Origin of the sequence: Pseudomonas sp. NFPP07, assembly GCF_900115645.1 — a bacterium.
Classification (GTDB): Bacteria; Pseudomonadota; Gammaproteobacteria; order Pseudomonadales; family Pseudomonadaceae; genus Aquipseudomonas; species Aquipseudomonas chlororaphis.
Map to the genome: position 1 here is coordinate 25536 of NZ_FOXG01000010.1, position 16582 is coordinate 42117.

Genomic DNA, 16582 nt, shown 5'->3' on the forward strand with positions numbered 1-16582 from the left:
GTTCAACGCCGGTCCTCTGCGCAAGCGATTCTTCAGCCGGGGCAGAAATGCCCCGGTGTCTTACTCCTGGTCCTCGATGCCAACGCCCATGGCCTGGCCGGCGCTACCGGGGCTGAGCCAGGCATTCACATTCTCGACACTTTCCACCGGCGGTTTGCCCGCCCAGCGATTGAGGGTGAAGACGTTGCTGAGGAACTCGTATTGCGTCTTGAGCAGGTCGCGCCGGGCACGGAACTCGTTGCGCACGCTGGTCAGTACATCGACGGCATTGACCATGCCGTAGCTCAGCCCCTTCTCCGCCGCCACCCTGGACAGCTGTGCCGAGGCCAGGGCCGAACGACTGGCGTCGATCTTTTCGCCGTTCGAATTGGCGGTCAGGTAGGCGCTGGTGATCTCCTTGACCACCCGGCGCCGGATCGCTTCCAGCTGCTGCTCGGCGACCAGCTGGTCCTGGTAGAGCCCACGGACCCGCGCCGAGGTCGAGCCGCCGCTGTACAGCGGCACCTGGACGCCGATGCCGGCGACATAGCTGTCGGTGCGTGGCGCCAGGGTATTGTTGTAGCCCTCGTTGGTCTGTTGCGCGCTGAGGTTCAGGCTCACCGTCGGATAGTGCCCGCCCTTGCCACTGCGCAACGCTGCGTTCGCGGCTTCGGCGCCGCTTTCGCTGGCCTTGAGCGTCGGGTTCAGCTCCATGCCATCGCGCACCCAGGACTCCAGGCTCTGCGCCGAAACCCGCAGTTGCGCGCCATCGCGAATCCGGTTGAGCCTCTCCTTGACCGGCCGGCCGACGAGTTCCGCCAGCGCCTCGCGGCTGATGCGGGCCTGGTTGCGGGCATCCAGTTCCTGGGCCGCGAGCAGGTCCACCCGGGCCTTGAGGTCGAGCTGGTCGGTAATCATCGCCATCTGCTTTTCGTACAACGCGTTGACCCGGTCCAGGCTCTTTTGCGTGGTCCGCCGCTCGGCCCTCACCAGCTCCAGCTCATCCTCGGCCGCCAGCGCGGTGAAGTAGCGCCGCGCCAGTTCCACCGTGGCCTCGGCCTGGGCGTCCAGCGCTTCGGACTCGGACTGCTTGGCCAGGCTCTTGAACTTCTGGTAGTTCTCCCACGCGGCCTTGTTGTAGAGGTACTGGCGCAGCACCAGGCTGTAGCTTTCGCTATCGTAGCTGCGCTCCTGTATCAGGTCGTTTTCCTGGTGGATCCGGTTTCTCCCGGCATTCAGCGACAGTTGCGGCAACAGCGCCCCCAGCGCCTCGCGTTGATGCTCCTTGCCCGCCTGCGCTTGGGCAAAAGAGGCCAGGACCTGTGGATCTTCCAGCCGTGCCTCGCGATACAACTGCATGAGGTCGGTGGAATAGGTCGAGGCATTGACCCCGGTCGACGTTACCGCAGCGGTTTGCGCCAAGGCGGCCCCCGCTGCAAGCATGAATGCACTCGCTAGCAGAACTGACGGCGCTCCCACGGGTCACTCCTCGATCATTGATTGAGACATCACATCCCGGGCCGGCTGCATCAGGTACTGCAACAGCGTGCGTTGCCCGGTGACGATCAGCACGTCCGCCGGCATCCCCGGCAACAACTTGCGCTCCCCCAAGGTACGCACGCCGTGCTCGGTGACCCGGACCCGCGCCAGGTAATAGGCGGTCCCGGTCTTTTCGTTGGTCAAGCGGTCGCCCGAGACGCTGCTGACCTCGCCTTCGATCACCGGCGTGGTCGAGCTATTGAACGCGCCGAAACGGATATCGGCGCGCTTGCCGATGGCGATCCGGTCGATATCCACCGGCGCCACCTGGGCCTCTATGACCAGTTCGGACACCGAGGGCACGATGTCCAGCAAGGGCGTCGCCGAACGCACGACACCGCCAATGGTGTGCACCGTCATGCCAATCACCATGCCCGCGTCGGGGGCGCGGATGACGATACGGCTGAGGCGGTCTTCCAGGGCCGAGTTCTTCTCTTGCAAGTCGTAGATCTTGGTCTGCACCTCGGCCAGCTGCTTGGCCACGTCGGAATCGAAATCCTTGTCGACCTGGAGGATCTGCAACTGGGTTTCGTTGATCTGCAGGCGGGTCTTGTCGATGGTGGAACGGTGATCGGCCACCTCCGACCTGAGCATCCCCAGCTTGCGGTCCTGCTCGAGCAGGCGTTGCTTGTCGACGAACCCCTGCTTGAGCAGGTCGGACAATTCGCCGATTTCACCGCTGTAGGATTTCTCCAGGCGCACCTTGACCGCGATCATCGATTCCAGGCCCTTGATCTGCTGGTGCAATTGGCCGATGCGCTCGCGCAGCACCGCGATCTGGCCCAGCCGCGAGCCCCGCCGCGCGTTGAATACCTGGGTCTCGCCCTGGCGCGCTTCCTCTCCCCGCACGCTGGCCGGATCGCTCACCGGCCCGAAATCGATCGCCGGTAAGCCATCGCGCTCGGCAATCAGCCTCGACTCCATGGCCCTGGCCGCGATCAGCAGGCTTTGGGTCGCCTCGTACTCGGAGCGCAGCTGGGCATCGTCGAGGATGATCAGCGGATCGTCGCGCTTGACGATGTCGCCATCATGGGCCAGCACCGATTTGACGATGCCGCCTTCCAGGTGCTGGACCGTCTTGCGGTAAGTCTGCACGGTGACCACCCCCGGCGCGTAGGCGGCACCGTCCAGGGGCGCGAGTGCCGCCCAGGTGCCGAACAGGCCGAAGGTCACACCGACAATGCCCATGCCCAGGCGGTGGGCCTTGCGATCGGACACCGGCAGGTCGGAAAAGCTTTCGATTTGACGACTAGGCATAGGATTCACCGCCATCGTCCTTGCGGGCATCGATCGACGCCACGTTGGTCACCACCGGTACCGGCCCGGCATGTTTCGGCACCGATGGTTGCTGCCCGCTGAGTTCGGCCAGCACTTCCTCGCGCGGCCCGTAGAGGCCGACCATCCCGGCTTTCATCACCAGCAGCCGGTCGAGTTGCGACACGATGTTGGTGCGGTGGGTAATCACGAACAGGGTCGCGCCGGTGTGCTTGATCTGCCCGATGGCGGCCGCCAGGGCGCGATCGCCGACCTCGTCGAGATTGGAATTGGGTTCGTCGAGAATGATCAGCCGCGGGTTGCCGTACAGCGCGCGGGCCAGCCCGATGCGCTGGCGCTGCCCTGCCGAGAGCATGAAGCCCTCGCTGCCGATGACGGTGTCGTAGCCATCGGGCAACAGCAGGATCATTTCGTGGACGCCAGCGATCCTGGCGGCCTGGATGACCTTCGCCGAATCGATCTCGGCGAAGCGGGCAATGTTCTCGCCGATGCTGCCCTCGAACAGTTCGATGTCCTGGGGCAGGTAACCGATATACGGGCCAAGCTCATGCTTGTCCCAGGTGCTGATGTCCGCGCCATCCAGCCGGACCACCCCATGCTGCGGCGGCCAGACGCCGATCAGCGCCCTGGCCAGGGTCGACTTGCCCGAGGCGCTCGGGCCGATGATGCCCACCACGCAACCGGCCGGTACGCTGAAACTGATGTTCTTGAGGATCGGGGTACTCGAGCCAGGTGCCGTGACAATCAGGTTCTCGACCTGCACCTGGCCCTCAGGCGCCGGCAAGGACAGGCGCTCGGGTTGCGCCTGTTGCTTGCCGAGGATGTCGTTCAGGCGGTTGTACTGCGAACGGGCGGCGATAAAGCCTTTCCAGCTGCCGATCATCAGGTCGATGGGCGCCAGTGCCCGGCCCAGCAGCACGGCCCCGGCGAACACCAGGCCGGCCCCCACCTGATGGTCCACCGCCAGGTAGGCCCCCAGGCCCAGCACCAGCGATTGCACCAGCAGGCGGAAAGTCCGCGAAAGCGTGGTGACCATGCCTCCCCGGTCGCTCGCCAGGGATTGCAGCAGCAGAACGTTTCTCTGCCGGCGCCCCCAGCGATCCATCAGGGTGTCCAGCATGCCCATGGACTCGATGACTTCGGCGTTGCGCAGGTTCTTGGTGGTATGGAGGGTCGCGCCGATATGCTCCTTGTTGGCCTGGGCCAGTACCGGCCCCGTGAGCTTCTCGTTGACGAAGGCGAGCACTATCAACAGCAGCGCGCTGCCTGTCGCGACCCAGCCGAACCAGGGGTGGAACAGGAACATCACGGCGATATAGATCGGCAACCAGGGCGCGTCGAAAAAGGCGAACAGACCGCTGCTGGAAAGAAACTGGCGCAAGCCCGTCAGGTCGTTGAGCGACTGGGCCGAGGCATCCATGCCGCCACTGTCCAGGGCCCGTTTGAAACTGGCCTTGTAGACCTGGCGACTGAGCAGCACATCCAGCCGGGTACTGACCCGAACCATGATGCGCGAACGAACCCATTCCAGGGAGCCTAGGGTGATCACCAGCAGGGTCATGATCAGCGTCAACATGGCCAGGGTGGTCAGGCTGCCGCTGGTCATCACCCGCCCATACACCTGGAGCATGTAGAAGGTCGGGACCAGCATCAGCGCATTGATGAAGAAACTGAAAAAGCCGACGAAAACAAAGCTGTCTCTACAGACCTTCAACGCATTTTTCAGACTGTTTTCTGGTGTGCTTTGCATTGAAACCTCTGCTCGAAAGGCCAGCCTTTGTGGAGCTTAGATCACGCCGGACAGCTGCGTGCGGCCATTGGCCGGATCGCCTCGGACAACCGGCATGCCCCCGGCAACGGCCTGGCGCGCAAGCACGCGCAAGAGCCTCGCGGCTTGGAAACCAGAGGGCTCTGGCACGGGCTTTTGACGCCATAGTGGGCGGCTGGGAGGTGGCTGCTGCAGGGGCGCCGCGGAATGCCGGGACAGGCCTTCCAGGCGCGCGACAGGTTCGCCGCACACCTGCTTCGCACAGAAGAATCCGATTGTCGGTAGCGACAGCTGCAGTGCACGCCGCGCCGGGGTATCCCGATGAGTCTAGTTACTGAATTGGCCGGCCGATCTTGCGATGACCAGCGGTGCATTCGTAGCGGATAACAGGCATGCGGGAGGAGGAGTTTCTATGCGCAAGCGACTGATTTCGATCGGAGGGCTGCGGGCCAGAGATTGGTTATCTGCGCCATCCAAGAAGCCGTTCTACCGGCAATTTGGTGATGGCAAAGCCTGCCAGCAGCAGCATCGAATAGAGGATCAACTGGCGAGAGATGGGCGTGCCTTCGTACCAGGCGCCGATAAGGACGGCGAATACTGGAAAGATGATGAATACGAATGACAGAATTACTGGGCTCAAGCGTTTGAGCAGGAAGAAGTAGACAATGAAGCCGCCCACGGAGGCCACCAAACCGAGATAGGTCAATGCCAGCCAGGAACGCTGCGTTACGCTGGCAAGGTCGGGATGCTCCAGCGCCAAGCCAGTCATGAACAGTCCCAGCCCGGCAATACCGATCGGCAGGGTATTGAATGTGATAACCCCTATCTCGGCGCCTCTCTGCTTGGTAATGACATAGCAAAGGGCGTGCATCACCGCCGCGATCAGGATAGCGATCACTCCGAAAAGCTCTGAGTAATCGAGATGCAGCCCTTGTGTCTTGATAATCATGAACAAGCTGCCGAAGCCAATGGCAATGCCGACAACTTGCGAAAAAAATATCTTTTCTCTCAGGAAGATGGACGAAAAGATCAGGATGAAGACCGGCATGCTGCTGAACAGAAGTGCTGTCAGTCCTGAAGCAACAAACTGCTCGCCATAGTTCAGCAGGTAATACGGCACGCTGAAGTAACACAGGGTGACGAAGATGAAAAAACCGAAGTTCTTGCGGGGGAAAAATATCGATTCGCGCCGTACCCACGCAAACCCCAGGAACAGCGGAAAGGCGATCAAAAAACGCAAACCTGCAGATGTCAGTGGTGGCACGCTCTCCACCGCTATCTTGATGCCAAGCCATGTGGTCCCCCAACTGAGACAGACCACCAGAAAGAGCAATATGGTGACCAAGCCCGCCATCCATCTCCCTGTTGCAGGCTGCCCCTGCACTTCCACACTAATTGACATGATTTTATTGGACTCATAAGGTGAATTCTTTAAAATTGATACGATTCATTCATAACAAATGATCTTATCCGCTCAACACATTGATTCAATATCAGGTTAGTTTGAGGAAAATATGCCTGTCAAACCCGTTATTGACACCATTTCAATTTTCAAGAATGCCCTACGAGATGGCCCTGGGCCTAAGTACATGCGGCTTGCTCAGGGCATAGAGCAGGCCATCAACAACGGCGCTATCGGACAAGGCCTCAAACTTCCACCACATCGCATCCTTGCCGACAAGATTGGCGTTACTACCGGAACAGTCAGTCGAGCCTATTCAGAATTGGAGCGAATGGGGCTGGTCATGGCGCGGGTGGGCGATGGCACCTTTGTTCGTGCATGCGAGCAGGAACGTCCTCGCGATGTCGGCTTCCGCAATTTCATCGAGGCGCCGGATGAATGCCACGATATGAGTCGCAACATGCACATCCCCGGAATGGAAGCCACGCTGCTGGCGCGCACGATGGCGCAGCTGTCAGGAGATGTAGAGCGACTGCAGGAATTGATGCTCTACACGCCAGATATGGGTATTCAGCGCCATCGACAAGCGGGTGCCCAATGGCTGGCGCATGGTGACTTCAGGTCATCGGCCGAGCAGATCCTCTGCGTTAATGGCAGCCAGCACGGCCTGCTGACCGTCCTCATTGCGATGCTGCGTGCTGGAGACACGCTGGTCACAGAACACCTAACCTATCCGGGCCTCATCAGCGTCGCTCGATTTCTGGGTATCAAGGTACTGGGTGTAGAAATGGATGAGGAAGGGTTGATCCCTGCGTCGCTTGCGGAGATTTGCAGCATCAATCGAGTCTCCGCCTTGTACTGCACGCCGACGATACAGAATCCGACGACCGCGATTCTCAGCCCCGAGCGCCGTAAGGAAATTGCGCAGATATGCCGCGAACACAATGTGCTGATCATCGAGGACGAAACCCATGGCGTACTGATGCAGGACAGGCCAATGCCAATCAGCATGTACACACCTGAGCGCGGGATCATCATCAGTAGTTTGAGCAAAGGAGTAGCCGCGGGACTTCGGGCAGGATATGTCCATGTACCGCAGGCACTGGCAGGGCGCCACGCCGCAGCGATTCGCAGCACCTGCTGGATGGCTTCGCCACTTCCCCATGAGATTGCCTGCCTCTGGATTGAAGATGGCACTGCACGCTCACTGCTGCATCAGCAGATAGCGGAAATGGAGCGCCGTAAACAGGCGGTCGAAAAGCTGTTGCAAGGACTGACCTACAGAACGCATCAATACAGCCCACACTTCTGGATCGAGGTGCCGGCGCCCTGGCGCGCATCGGAAATCGAGCACTCACTACGCCAGCGCAATCACCTGATCTCGATCGCCGATGCCTTCAGCATCGGTAAAGGCACAGTTCCACAATTCGTCCGCGCAAGCGTCAGTAATGCCTCTGGCGGTGATCAGGCCCTCCACGATGGGTTCGCGATGCTCGCCCAGGTGCTGCGCCACGGAGTCAATCAAGAGTCGCCAATGCTCCTATAGAATGCATTCAAGTGTTATGCAGAACACTTTCCGCAGCGTGCAATCGGCACCGCAGCGAGGCACGCACCGCAACCGGTGTCGCTCGGCCATCGGGGGCTTCTGCCTTAGATGGCGGCGATTCTACCCATTCAGCTTTTCAAAGGGTTTCGTACAGAACCTAGGCACTTAGCTGCTTGATCCAGTCAAGGCTCGCGACAGTAGCGCCGGAGGGGCGGTATTCACAGCCGATCCATCCTGGGTAGCCACGCTGCTCCAGCGCCGCGAACAAGGCAGCAAAGTCCATGCTCCCCGTTCCCGGCTCGTGACGGCCCGGGCAGTCGGCGATTTGCACATGGACGGTCCTGTCATAAAACCGGGCCAGAACCTCGGCTGCATCTCCGGTCAGAAGCTGGGCATGGTAAAGATCGAGAATCAGCCCGACACTCGGAAAGCTCTCCAGTACCTGCTGCGCCTTGTTGAAGTCAGACATGTAGTAGTCCGGCATCGCCTGCGCACTGATCACTTCGATAAGCGGCCGTACCCCCTGGTCTTCGAAGTATTTGACTGCGTACTCCAGGTTGCTCCCGAAGGTAAGCGCCGCCTCATCCTGTGTCGTCACTCCTGACATGATGTGGACATCCGAACAAGCCAACGCCTTGGCGTAGCTCACAGCCTGGCGCAAGCCGTCGCGAAACTCTTCTTCCTTGCCCTGCAAGGCAGCAATGCCTTTGGTCACCCCAGCCGGTGCGGCGAATTGAATCAGCGACAGGCTGTGCCGAGCCAAGTGGTCGGCCAAGAGACTGGCATCGAACTCATAGGGCGACGGAAACTCCACCGCCCGAAACCCCGCCGCGGCGGCGGCCTCGATGCGCTGCAGAAAAGGCCATTCATTGAATTGGAAACCGAGATGAGCATTAAACTTGAGCATGGGGTAAACATCCGTCCTGGGAAGAAATGAAATCATCAGCCTGGAGCATCCTGCGCATCTCCAGCACTGCACTGTCGGGCGTGGTCAGTACCGGCAGACCCGAGCGGGCCTGTGCCTGCCCTGCGGCACTGGTCATTGAAAACTGGGCGAAACAGATCAGGTCGCAGGCGTCGACCTGAGCGGCCATTTGTGCAATGGCGCTATCGTGACCTTCCTTGTCCCCTTCACTCAACGCCTGCATTGCCCCTGGAACAAAATAGGGCACCACCTCCGGCGCTCGGCCACTGCGCTCAGCCGCTTGCCTGAACTCGGCCATGATCGAGGGGATGGTCGGCTCGAACGTCGCCAGCACCGCAATACGCGATGCTTGCGTGAGAGCCAGGTTGATCATGGCTTCGTTCGGCTTGAGTAGTGGAATGGCAATCTCGGGCTTGCACAGGTCGATGGCATCGCCAAAAGCCGAGCAGGTAAACAGAATCGCGTCCGCTGCGCTTTGTACGGCGTAATGGGACAGCGTCAGAAAGCGCGCCTTCATGCTCGCGGTCAATTCGCCCTCTTCCACGCGGTCCCGGGACAACGAGTCTTCGAGCAGATTGATCACCTGTGCCTGCGGCCAATGCCGGGCAAAGGCCGTCGCGATCGGATCGATCGCCAGTGCAGTCGCGTGGATCAGGAAAATACGTGGAGCCTTCATGCTCATGTACCTCGACCAGTTTGTTCGACCCATCCGCCAGTGCGCTTTGTGCAGATCCCCACACCTTCGTATGGTATTTTCCAACTCCAGTCCGGTGGGGGCACCCGCCCCAGCGCAAACGGACTGACATCAATCATCCGAGAGAGAGCCTGTGATCAAGAAAGACCTCGCCTTGCAGTTGGCCCCCCGCGTTATCGAGATGATTCGCGCGCGCTCGATGAAAGCCGGTGAGCCGTTGCGCGAGCAGACGTTTGCCCAAGCGCTAGGAGTTTCGCGCTCGCCGGTGCGGCGAGTGTTTGCCTTGCTCGCTGAATGGGACCTCGCCATCCAGGAGCCCAACCGAGGCTACTTTCTGAAACAGGACGCCGGGCAGATTCAAGAAACGACCTTCCCGCTCGCCAGCGATCCTTTCGAAGACTTTTACCTTCGCGTGGTCGACGACATTCTTGGCGGTGAAATTCCTGAGCACTTTTTCGAAGCCCAGCTGCTGCGCCGTTACGAAGTACCGCGCGGGCAATTGCTCAAGGTCTTGAACAGGCTGGCCAGCGAAGCCATGGTGGAACGCAGGCCGGGGCAAGGATGGGGTCTGAAGGACTTCGTGCATAACGCCCAGGCACACATCCAGAGCTACCGCTTCCGCATGGCCATCGAACCGGCGGCCCTGCTCGAGCCTGGTTATCAGGTCAATCACGCCGCGTTCGCCCAGGCCAGGCAGCAACAGCAGGCCATGCTCGACGGGGATATCCAGACCTTGTCCCGTGCCCAGCTGTTCCAGGTGGGCGCCCAGTTTCACGAAATGATCGTGCAGTGCTCCGGCAATGTCTTTTTCATCGATGCCATACGCCAGCAAAATCAGCTCAGGCGCTTCATCGGCTACAAGGCCAACGTCGATCGCACCCGTCTTATGGCGCAATGCCAGGAACACATCCATTTGCTCGACCTCATCGAATCCGATCGGCGCGAAGAAGCCGCGCAATTTCTCTGGAAGCATCTGGACGAAGTAGGTCGTCTCAAGACTCAACAGGACGTCATGCCAGATGAGGGGATATAGAGCGCACCCCTGACACCCGATGACTGATCGAGGCTTTGTCGGAGCGCTCCAATCATCCGCCGGCCAGCTTACCACGATTGTCTTAACTCAACACAAAATACAAAAATACCGCTCATCCCGACGATTCAGCTAAATTTTTCGTCGCATATTGTATTTCATTATCACAATGAGCAATTATGCGCGCCGCTCGGAAACGTAGCCATATCGAATCACACAGGGATGATTGCAATGAACGAAAGGACGTTGGGTAGAGGGGCGGGAGTCTCGAACCTTCTGTTCGGGGGGTACACCGTATTGGTTGCCCTGCTTGGAGTGACACTGGCCTATAAAGGCGGCGCCCTGGTGAGTGCTGGCGGATCACCCTATTACGCCATGATGGGCACCGCCCTGTTGCTATCGGCCCTCCTCATCGGCCTGAAAAAATCCCTCGGCCTCTACCTGTATGGCGCAGCGGCTCTGGCCACCTACGCCTGGGCGATCTGGGAGTCCGGGTACAACGGCTGGGCCTTCATTCCACGCCTGGCCTGGCTGGCCGTTCTCAGCGTTCCGTTCCTGGCTTTCTGGCCCGTGGTGCGGCGTGACTTTGCCAACGTCAGCAGAAGTCATTACTTCACCATCATGGGCCTGTTGCCGATCCTCATGGGCGGCACGATCCTGGTGCCGCTGTTCTTCCCGGACACCGTTCACCTTGCCGACTCGACGCTCGCCACGACGCGCCCCGGACAAGCCTTCAGTCGCAATACGGTGACCTCACCGGACGGCAATATTGCCGCGTCACACGACGAGACCAACTGGACCGCCTATGCAGGCTCCAACCTGGGCAACCACTATTCCGCCGCATCGCAAATCACCCCCTCGAATGTGTCGGGCCTGGTGAAGGCCTGGGAGTACCACCACGGCGATGTGAAGCAACCCGGCGAAAAGACCAAGTACCTGAACGAGGCCACGCCGATCAAGGTGGGCAACTCGCTCTACACCTGCACCCCGAAGCAAATCATCATTTCCCTGGATGCCACCACCGGGAAGGAGAACTGGCGGTTCGACTCCAAAGTCGACCCGGATTACTTCGCCAATGGCGGTGCCTACTGCCGTGGCGTCTCCTATTTCGAAGTGCCCAATGCCAGCGGCCTGTGCGCCTCACGCATCATCTGGGGCACCAACGATATTCGCCTGGGCGCGGTAGACGCCTTGACGGGCCAGGCGTGCCCCGACTTCGGCAACGCTGGTTTTGCGGATTTGAAAGACGGCCTGGGTACCTTCAGGAAAGGCTCAACGGGCATCACCTCCGCCCCCACCATTATTCGCGGAGTGGTGATCACCGGAGGCCGAGTCCTTGACTCCGATGTACGCCCTGCCCCCTCGGGCGTGGTACGCGGCTACGACGCTGTCACCGGCAAACAGAAATGGGCCTGGGACCTGGGTCGCCCGGACACCCATGCTCCCGCTCGCGACGACGAAACCTACACCCTCAGCACGCCCAACTCCTGGGCACCGCTTTCCGCCGACGATGAACTCGGGTTGGTGTATATCACCACCGGCAACGCAGCCGGCGACTTCTATGGCGGTACTCGCACCGAACAAGAGGACAAGTTCAGCTCCTCCCTGGTCGCACTGGATGCGGCCACTGGCAAGGTCAAATGGCATTTCCAGACCGTTCACCACGATCTGTGGGACTACGACCTGAGCCCACAACCCAGTCTGATTGACTTCCCTACCGCTACGGGGCCACGCCCGGCCGTCATTCAAGCCACCAAATCCGGCCAGTTGTTCGTGCTTGACCGCGCCACCGGCGAACCGCTGGTGGATGTCGTGCAATCTCCCGTGCCCCAGGGAACCGCGCCCGGAGACTACACCGCGGCCACCCAGCCACTTTCGCCCGATATGCCGAGCACCATGGGGCGCCCATCGAAAACCCCGGAAGTACTGACCGAGGCCGATGCCTGGGGGCTGACGCCTTTCGATCAGATGCAATGTCGCCTCGAGTTTCGCCAGGCACGCTACGAAGGGATCTTCACCCCGCCGGTCGTAGGCCAGCAAAGCCTGATTTTCCCTGGCCATCACGGCGGATTGAACTGGGGAGGCGTGATGGTCGACCTCAAGCGAGGCCTGCTGATCATCAACAACCAGCGGCTCCCTTATATGCAGGGGCTGGTTCCCCGCGAACAACTCGACGCCATCAATGCCAAGTCGTTCCAGGAATCGCCGGGCAACAGCCAAGGCTTCCGCGTCCAGGCCGGGCTGCCTTACGGCGCCATCAAAGATCCATGGATGTCCTCCCTTGACCAGCCGTGCATTGCGCCACCCTGGGGCTTCATTGCCGGTATCGACCTGCGCACGCGCGATGTCGTCTGGAGCCGCCCATTCGGTACGGGGTATGACAGCGGGCCTTGGGGAATCGCCTCTCGGATGCGCTTCGAAATCGGTACGCCGAGCGATGCGACGGGCGTGACGACAGCCGGAGGCGTGACATTTATCGGTGCCGCCATCGATCGTTTCATGCGGGCTTATAACAGTGAAAGTGGAGAACTGCTGTGGGAGGAACGCCTCCCCGCAGGCAATCAGGCTTCACCCTTGACCTACATGAGCCAAGGCCGACAGTACGTCGTGGCCGTGGTCGGCGGTCATGACCGGATTCCAACCAAGCTGGGTGACAGCATCATCGCCTGGGCCCTGCCCGAGAAGTGAATCGCGTTTTGTCTGAGATGGCTCGCCATGACAGTGTCGGACAGGGATGTAAAACATATGAATGTTCTACCCCCTGCAACCGACGAAAACTTTAGTCATGGCATAGAGCCTCTCAGTTTATTAAATAGCGATAGCCTCTAGCACACACTTATCGTTTCGCCGACAACATGGCCCCGCCATTTGACTCGGCAGACCGTGCCCGGGTGAAAGGGTTGACTATTGATATAAGGGAGATTTTCACCCGCAAGGGAAGTGAGTCAATGCAACACGCCATCAACTTTGTATCGATGACGTTCTGACTTCCCTACATGAACAGAGTGATTGGGCTACGGCCTGTCACACCAACCCCATACTCACGCATCAGTAAGACTTACGCCCCGTTTGAACAGGGGGCGGAAACCTTGTCGCGTTGAAAAAAGTATCCGGCTGGCAACAAAGCAACATCCACAGAGCAAAAGCTCGCCGTGGCCAGGAATCTGAAACAAACAGACGGACTACGCATTTCCGATCATTTCATTACCTGCAAATAAGTAATGGCTGAAGCGCCTGATGACTCCAGAGCGTTCATAGGCGTTTGCCTAGGAATAAGTAACTCCGTGAAAAGCCAACGCATCGCGATGCACATTTTAACCTTAATAAAACTGGACAGGAACCAATAATGCTCGAACTCTCTGATGGTTTATATCTGTTGGTGGGCGTCAGCTTTATCACTTCATTCATGACGGCAGCCATTGGTGTTGGCGGCGGGATTGGATTGCTTGCGGTGATGCCTCAATTCATCCCCATCTCTGCGGTTGTACCGGTTCACGGTTTGATTCAAATGGTGAGCAATGGCAGCAGATTCGTCTTTGACTACAAGAGTGCAAAAGTAGAGATCCTGCCTAGATATGTTATCGGCTGTCTTGTCGGAGCATTCATAGGCTATTTCTTCATCGGGAAATTCCCCGAACAATATCTGTCACTGATCCTCGGTTTTTTTATTCTGGCAATCACCTGGACCAAGATCGTCTCACGCCTGGGTTTTGTATTTAAAAACTTTGCGATCGTGGGCTTCTTTCAAACATTTCTTTCACTTTTCGTGGCTGTAACCGGTTTGATATCACAGCCCATCCTGATGAAGATGAATATTAATAAAAATGAAGTGATCGTAACCCACGCCATGCAAATGAGCGTGCTGCACGGGTTGAAGGTCGCGGCCTTTGTTATTGCCGGTTTTGCGTTCATGGATTACGCAAATCTCATATTAATCATGATTACCGCATCCACCCTCGGCTCGTACCTCGGTGGGTTTCTCAGAGACCGTATATCGCAGCGTGTAGGCGCCATGCTTTTGAAAGCAGGGGTGACGTTTTTTGGTTTGAAAATGATCTTCGATCATTTTTTTAATGGCATGTAAAAGTTTTCCATCAAGACAAGGAGTGTGAAATGACTATAAGCAAGAAGTTTGATTTTTTTGACCACAAAGGAATCTCCCTTTTTCTTAAAGAACATGGATATTGCGTTATCAAGCCTCAAGACCACTCTCTCGAAGCCTTTAGAGAGACGGCGGGCAAGTTTGGACTGATTCAGTTCCATACGAAATCCGATGAACATGGTGTGGTGGGCGGCGGCGAGCCAATAAACAAGGACTGGCAAAGCTTCAAGGATGATTACCATGGTGAACTGTCGAGCGATTTCTTCCCGCATACCGACGGGTCTTTTTTGAATGGGATGGCCTATGTAGATGGCACGGCAAAAAAAATAACGCCGCCCAAGTTCGTCATCCTCCAGTGTGTTTCGAAGCCTGAGTCTGGCGGAGACAACTTCCTGGTTGACGGGCAGAAAATCTACAATGACCTGCTTTCAAATCACGCTGACACATTGAAGATATTGATGACCAGCGGCAGTGTCACCTACTGCCGGGACGACTTGTTGTCCATAGACTGCGCGGTATTCGAAAAAATCGATGACGACACATTAAGAATCCGCTACAGGTATGACAGCACCGCCTTCATTCCTGAATGGGCCAACGCTGCTTTCAACTACATCCAGAACCACTACTCCAGCAACGAGAATTACATCACCCCTATCAGCCTTGAACCTGGGGATATTCTGGTCATGGATAACCTGAGAGTCCTGCACGCTCGTCACAAATTCATCGATGGCAACAAGAAAAGAAAAGTAAGACGACTCTGGATTGCTGATGACTCAAGCGCCACATTCAAGAACATACTGGATCAGTCACCGATGCGAAGAGCCATGCTGCCTTTTCAGAAATACAATATCGCCCGGCATGAAAATGCAGAGCATTCATTTATCGAATACACCTGCGGCATTCACTGTCAATCGAACAGGCGCTTATTAAAAGCTCACAACGAACTTGATATGCCTGTCGAGCAATAATCACCACTGACGTCACCAGTGCCCCTGACTGATACTTTCAAAAGAACCCTTCATCTTCCTTTTAGCGTGCCAAGCGGGTGGAGGTTTATGGTTTTCAGATAAATTCTGACTGCCCCATGCCCCCCATATTCAAAGCACCTATCTGATCCCGGATGCTGTGCTCCCGATTCCCTCAGGAGCCAGCATCGCCGTGGATGTGACCCGCCGCCCAATCAAAAAAACGGCACCTCTACCCCCAACCCCGTCGACCTCCAGAAAATCATTGTTGGGCTGGCCGCGCCGACCTCAAGGACGCCGTCGTCAAACAGATTGAGCTTCCAATCGGCTCACCCAAACCCTGGAAAGAGGCCCTTTCCCGCATCAGGCTTTCGAGCAGGCAGGCGGTGCCCAGTCCCCCATGTCGGGGTTGCTGCACACGTCGTTGACCATGGTCTGGCCACGGGCAGCAATTTTCTGGCCTTCCGCACGCTTGGCCGTGGCTTGCTGCAAGGTGCGCTCGGTGGTGACGGCTTCCTTGGGCACATCCGTCTTCGTCGTTGTCTTGGCGCCGGCCTTCTTGCGGGTCGCCGCCTTCTTGTCGGTGGCGGCCGGAGGCTTCACAGCGGCCACCTGAGCAACGTCCTGGCGTTGCACACCGACCGTCTGCAGGTCTTTCTCATAGGCTTGGGTGTAGACATCGATGCTCTCGCCGGCACGCCCATCCACGGCGGCCATCAGCTCGTTGGTTTCCTTCAGGCCGCTGACGATCTCGGCCAAGCGCAGGCGCCCTTCGCTGTCGCTGATCTTCTTCGCCTTGCGCGCATTGAGCAGTGAGGTGAACTCACGCTGGTAGCAGTTCTGCGCGGTACGGGTGTAGCTGATGCTGCGGTCGATTTCGCCGGTACTCTGGCCGATGTCGCTGGCGTAGGAAGCAATGCGCGCACGGTCGTCGCTGATCTGCTTCTGGCGTTCGCTGTAGTAGCCGGTCGCGCCCCCGACCAGGGCCCCGGCGGCGGCGCCTATCAGGGCATTGCGGCCGGCATCGCCGCTATTGCCGACCAGGGCCCCGGTCAGGCCGCCGAGCAGGCCACCGGCAATGGCGCCGGTGGCCACCGACTTGGTCATCGACTTGTCGGAACTGCGCAGCTGGCTGACCGGCTCATAGCATTGCGGGTAGTACTCGACCTTGGTTTGGGCCGCGACCTTCGAGCTTGGAGCCCCGAAGCCCGCGCAACCGCCCAGCAGCACTGCGCAGCAGACCGCGGTAGGCAACGGCAGGGTACGAGCAAGGGTCGAAGCGCAGTTCTTGAGTGAAGTATCCATGGTGATGTCTCTCCTTTTTGTGCGTATCAATTGCGTTTCGGCTTACGCGCAG

At 58.5% G+C, this 16582-nt stretch carries 12 protein-coding genes; 5 read left to right on the forward strand and 7 right to left on the reverse strand.

The genetic code is table 11. The features are described 5' to 3' along the window. Positions 1-60 precede the first annotated feature (60 nt). The 4 genes from BM019_RS24350 to BM019_RS24365 form a co-directional block, all read right to left on the reverse strand. Positions 61-1458 (reverse strand): TolC family outer membrane protein, encoded by a 1398-nt coding sequence (locus BM019_RS24350; RefSeq protein ID WP_175510726.1) that lies wholly within the window; start codon positions 1456-1458, stop codon positions 61-63. Positions 1459-1461: 3 nt separating this feature from the next. Further along, positions 1462-2775: an HlyD family type I secretion periplasmic adaptor subunit gene (locus BM019_RS24355; RefSeq protein ID WP_092420896.1), complete on the reverse strand. Its 1314-nt coding sequence runs from the start codon at positions 2773-2775 to the stop codon at positions 1462-1464. Continuing rightward, entirely contained in the window at positions 2768-4543 is a 1776-nt protein-coding gene (locus tag BM019_RS24360) for a type I secretion system permease/ATPase (protein ID WP_092420899.1), read from the reverse strand. The genes BM019_RS24355 and BM019_RS24360 overlap by 8 nt, the downstream gene beginning before the upstream one ends. 478 nt (positions 4544-5021) lie before the next feature. Further along, on the reverse strand, positions 5022-5915 hold the full coding sequence (locus BM019_RS24365; RefSeq protein ID WP_092420902.1) for a DMT family transporter: 894 nt from the start codon (positions 5913-5915) through the stop codon (positions 5022-5024). A 160-nt stretch (positions 5916-6075) separates the two neighbouring features. Here BM019_RS24365 and BM019_RS24370 point away from each other — a divergent pair, with 160 nt between their 5' ends. Beyond that, on the forward strand, positions 6076-7509 hold the full coding sequence (locus BM019_RS24370) for an aminotransferase-like domain-containing protein (protein ID WP_092420905.1): 1434 nt from the start codon (positions 6076-6078) through the stop codon (positions 7507-7509). Between the two features lie 157 nt (positions 7510-7666). Here the strand turns inward: BM019_RS24370 and BM019_RS24375 are convergent, their stop codons facing one another. Together BM019_RS24375 and BM019_RS24380 are read right to left on the reverse strand one after the other, a co-directional pair. Further along, complete coding sequence (locus tag BM019_RS24375; RefSeq protein ID WP_009044319.1) at positions 7667-8416, reverse strand: hydroxypyruvate isomerase family protein; 750 nt, start codon at positions 8414-8416, stop codon at positions 7667-7669. After that, positions 8403-9110, reverse strand: coding sequence for an aspartate/glutamate racemase family protein (locus BM019_RS24380; RefSeq protein WP_092420908.1), 708 nt, complete (start codon positions 9108-9110; stop codon positions 8403-8405). Before BM019_RS24380 ends, BM019_RS24375 begins: the two co-directional genes overlap by 14 nt. 151 nt (positions 9111-9261) lie before the next feature. On the opposite strand from BM019_RS24380, the gene BM019_RS24385 reads away from it, so the two are divergent. From BM019_RS24385 to BM019_RS24400, 4 genes are all read left to right on the forward strand, one after another. Then, complete coding sequence (locus tag BM019_RS24385) at positions 9262-10161, forward strand: GntR family transcriptional regulator (RefSeq protein WP_092420911.1); 900 nt, start codon at positions 9262-9264, stop codon at positions 10159-10161. Between the two features lie 228 nt (positions 10162-10389). Continuing rightward, positions 10390-12846: a membrane-bound PQQ-dependent dehydrogenase, glucose/quinate/shikimate family gene (locus BM019_RS24390; protein ID WP_092420914.1), complete on the forward strand. Its 2457-nt coding sequence runs from the start codon at positions 10390-10392 to the stop codon at positions 12844-12846. A gap of 658 nt (positions 12847-13504) precedes the next feature. Next, positions 13505-14242, forward strand: a complete 738-nt coding sequence (locus BM019_RS24395; protein WP_085530551.1) for a TSUP family transporter — start codon at positions 13505-13507, stop codon at positions 14240-14242. Between the two features lie 29 nt (positions 14243-14271). Then, positions 14272-15228 carry a TauD/TfdA family dioxygenase gene (locus BM019_RS24400; protein WP_085530550.1) on the forward strand — a complete coding sequence of 319 codons (957 nt, stop codon included), beginning with the start codon at positions 14272-14274 and terminating at the stop codon, positions 15226-15228. A 360-nt stretch (positions 15229-15588) separates the two neighbouring features. On the opposite strand, the gene tagQ is transcribed toward BM019_RS24400, so the two are convergent. Continuing rightward, positions 15589-16530: a type VI secretion system-associated lipoprotein TagQ gene (gene tagQ / locus BM019_RS24405; RefSeq protein ID WP_062822721.1), complete on the reverse strand. Its 942-nt coding sequence runs from the start codon at positions 16528-16530 to the stop codon at positions 15589-15591. Positions 16531-16582 lie beyond the last annotated feature (52 nt).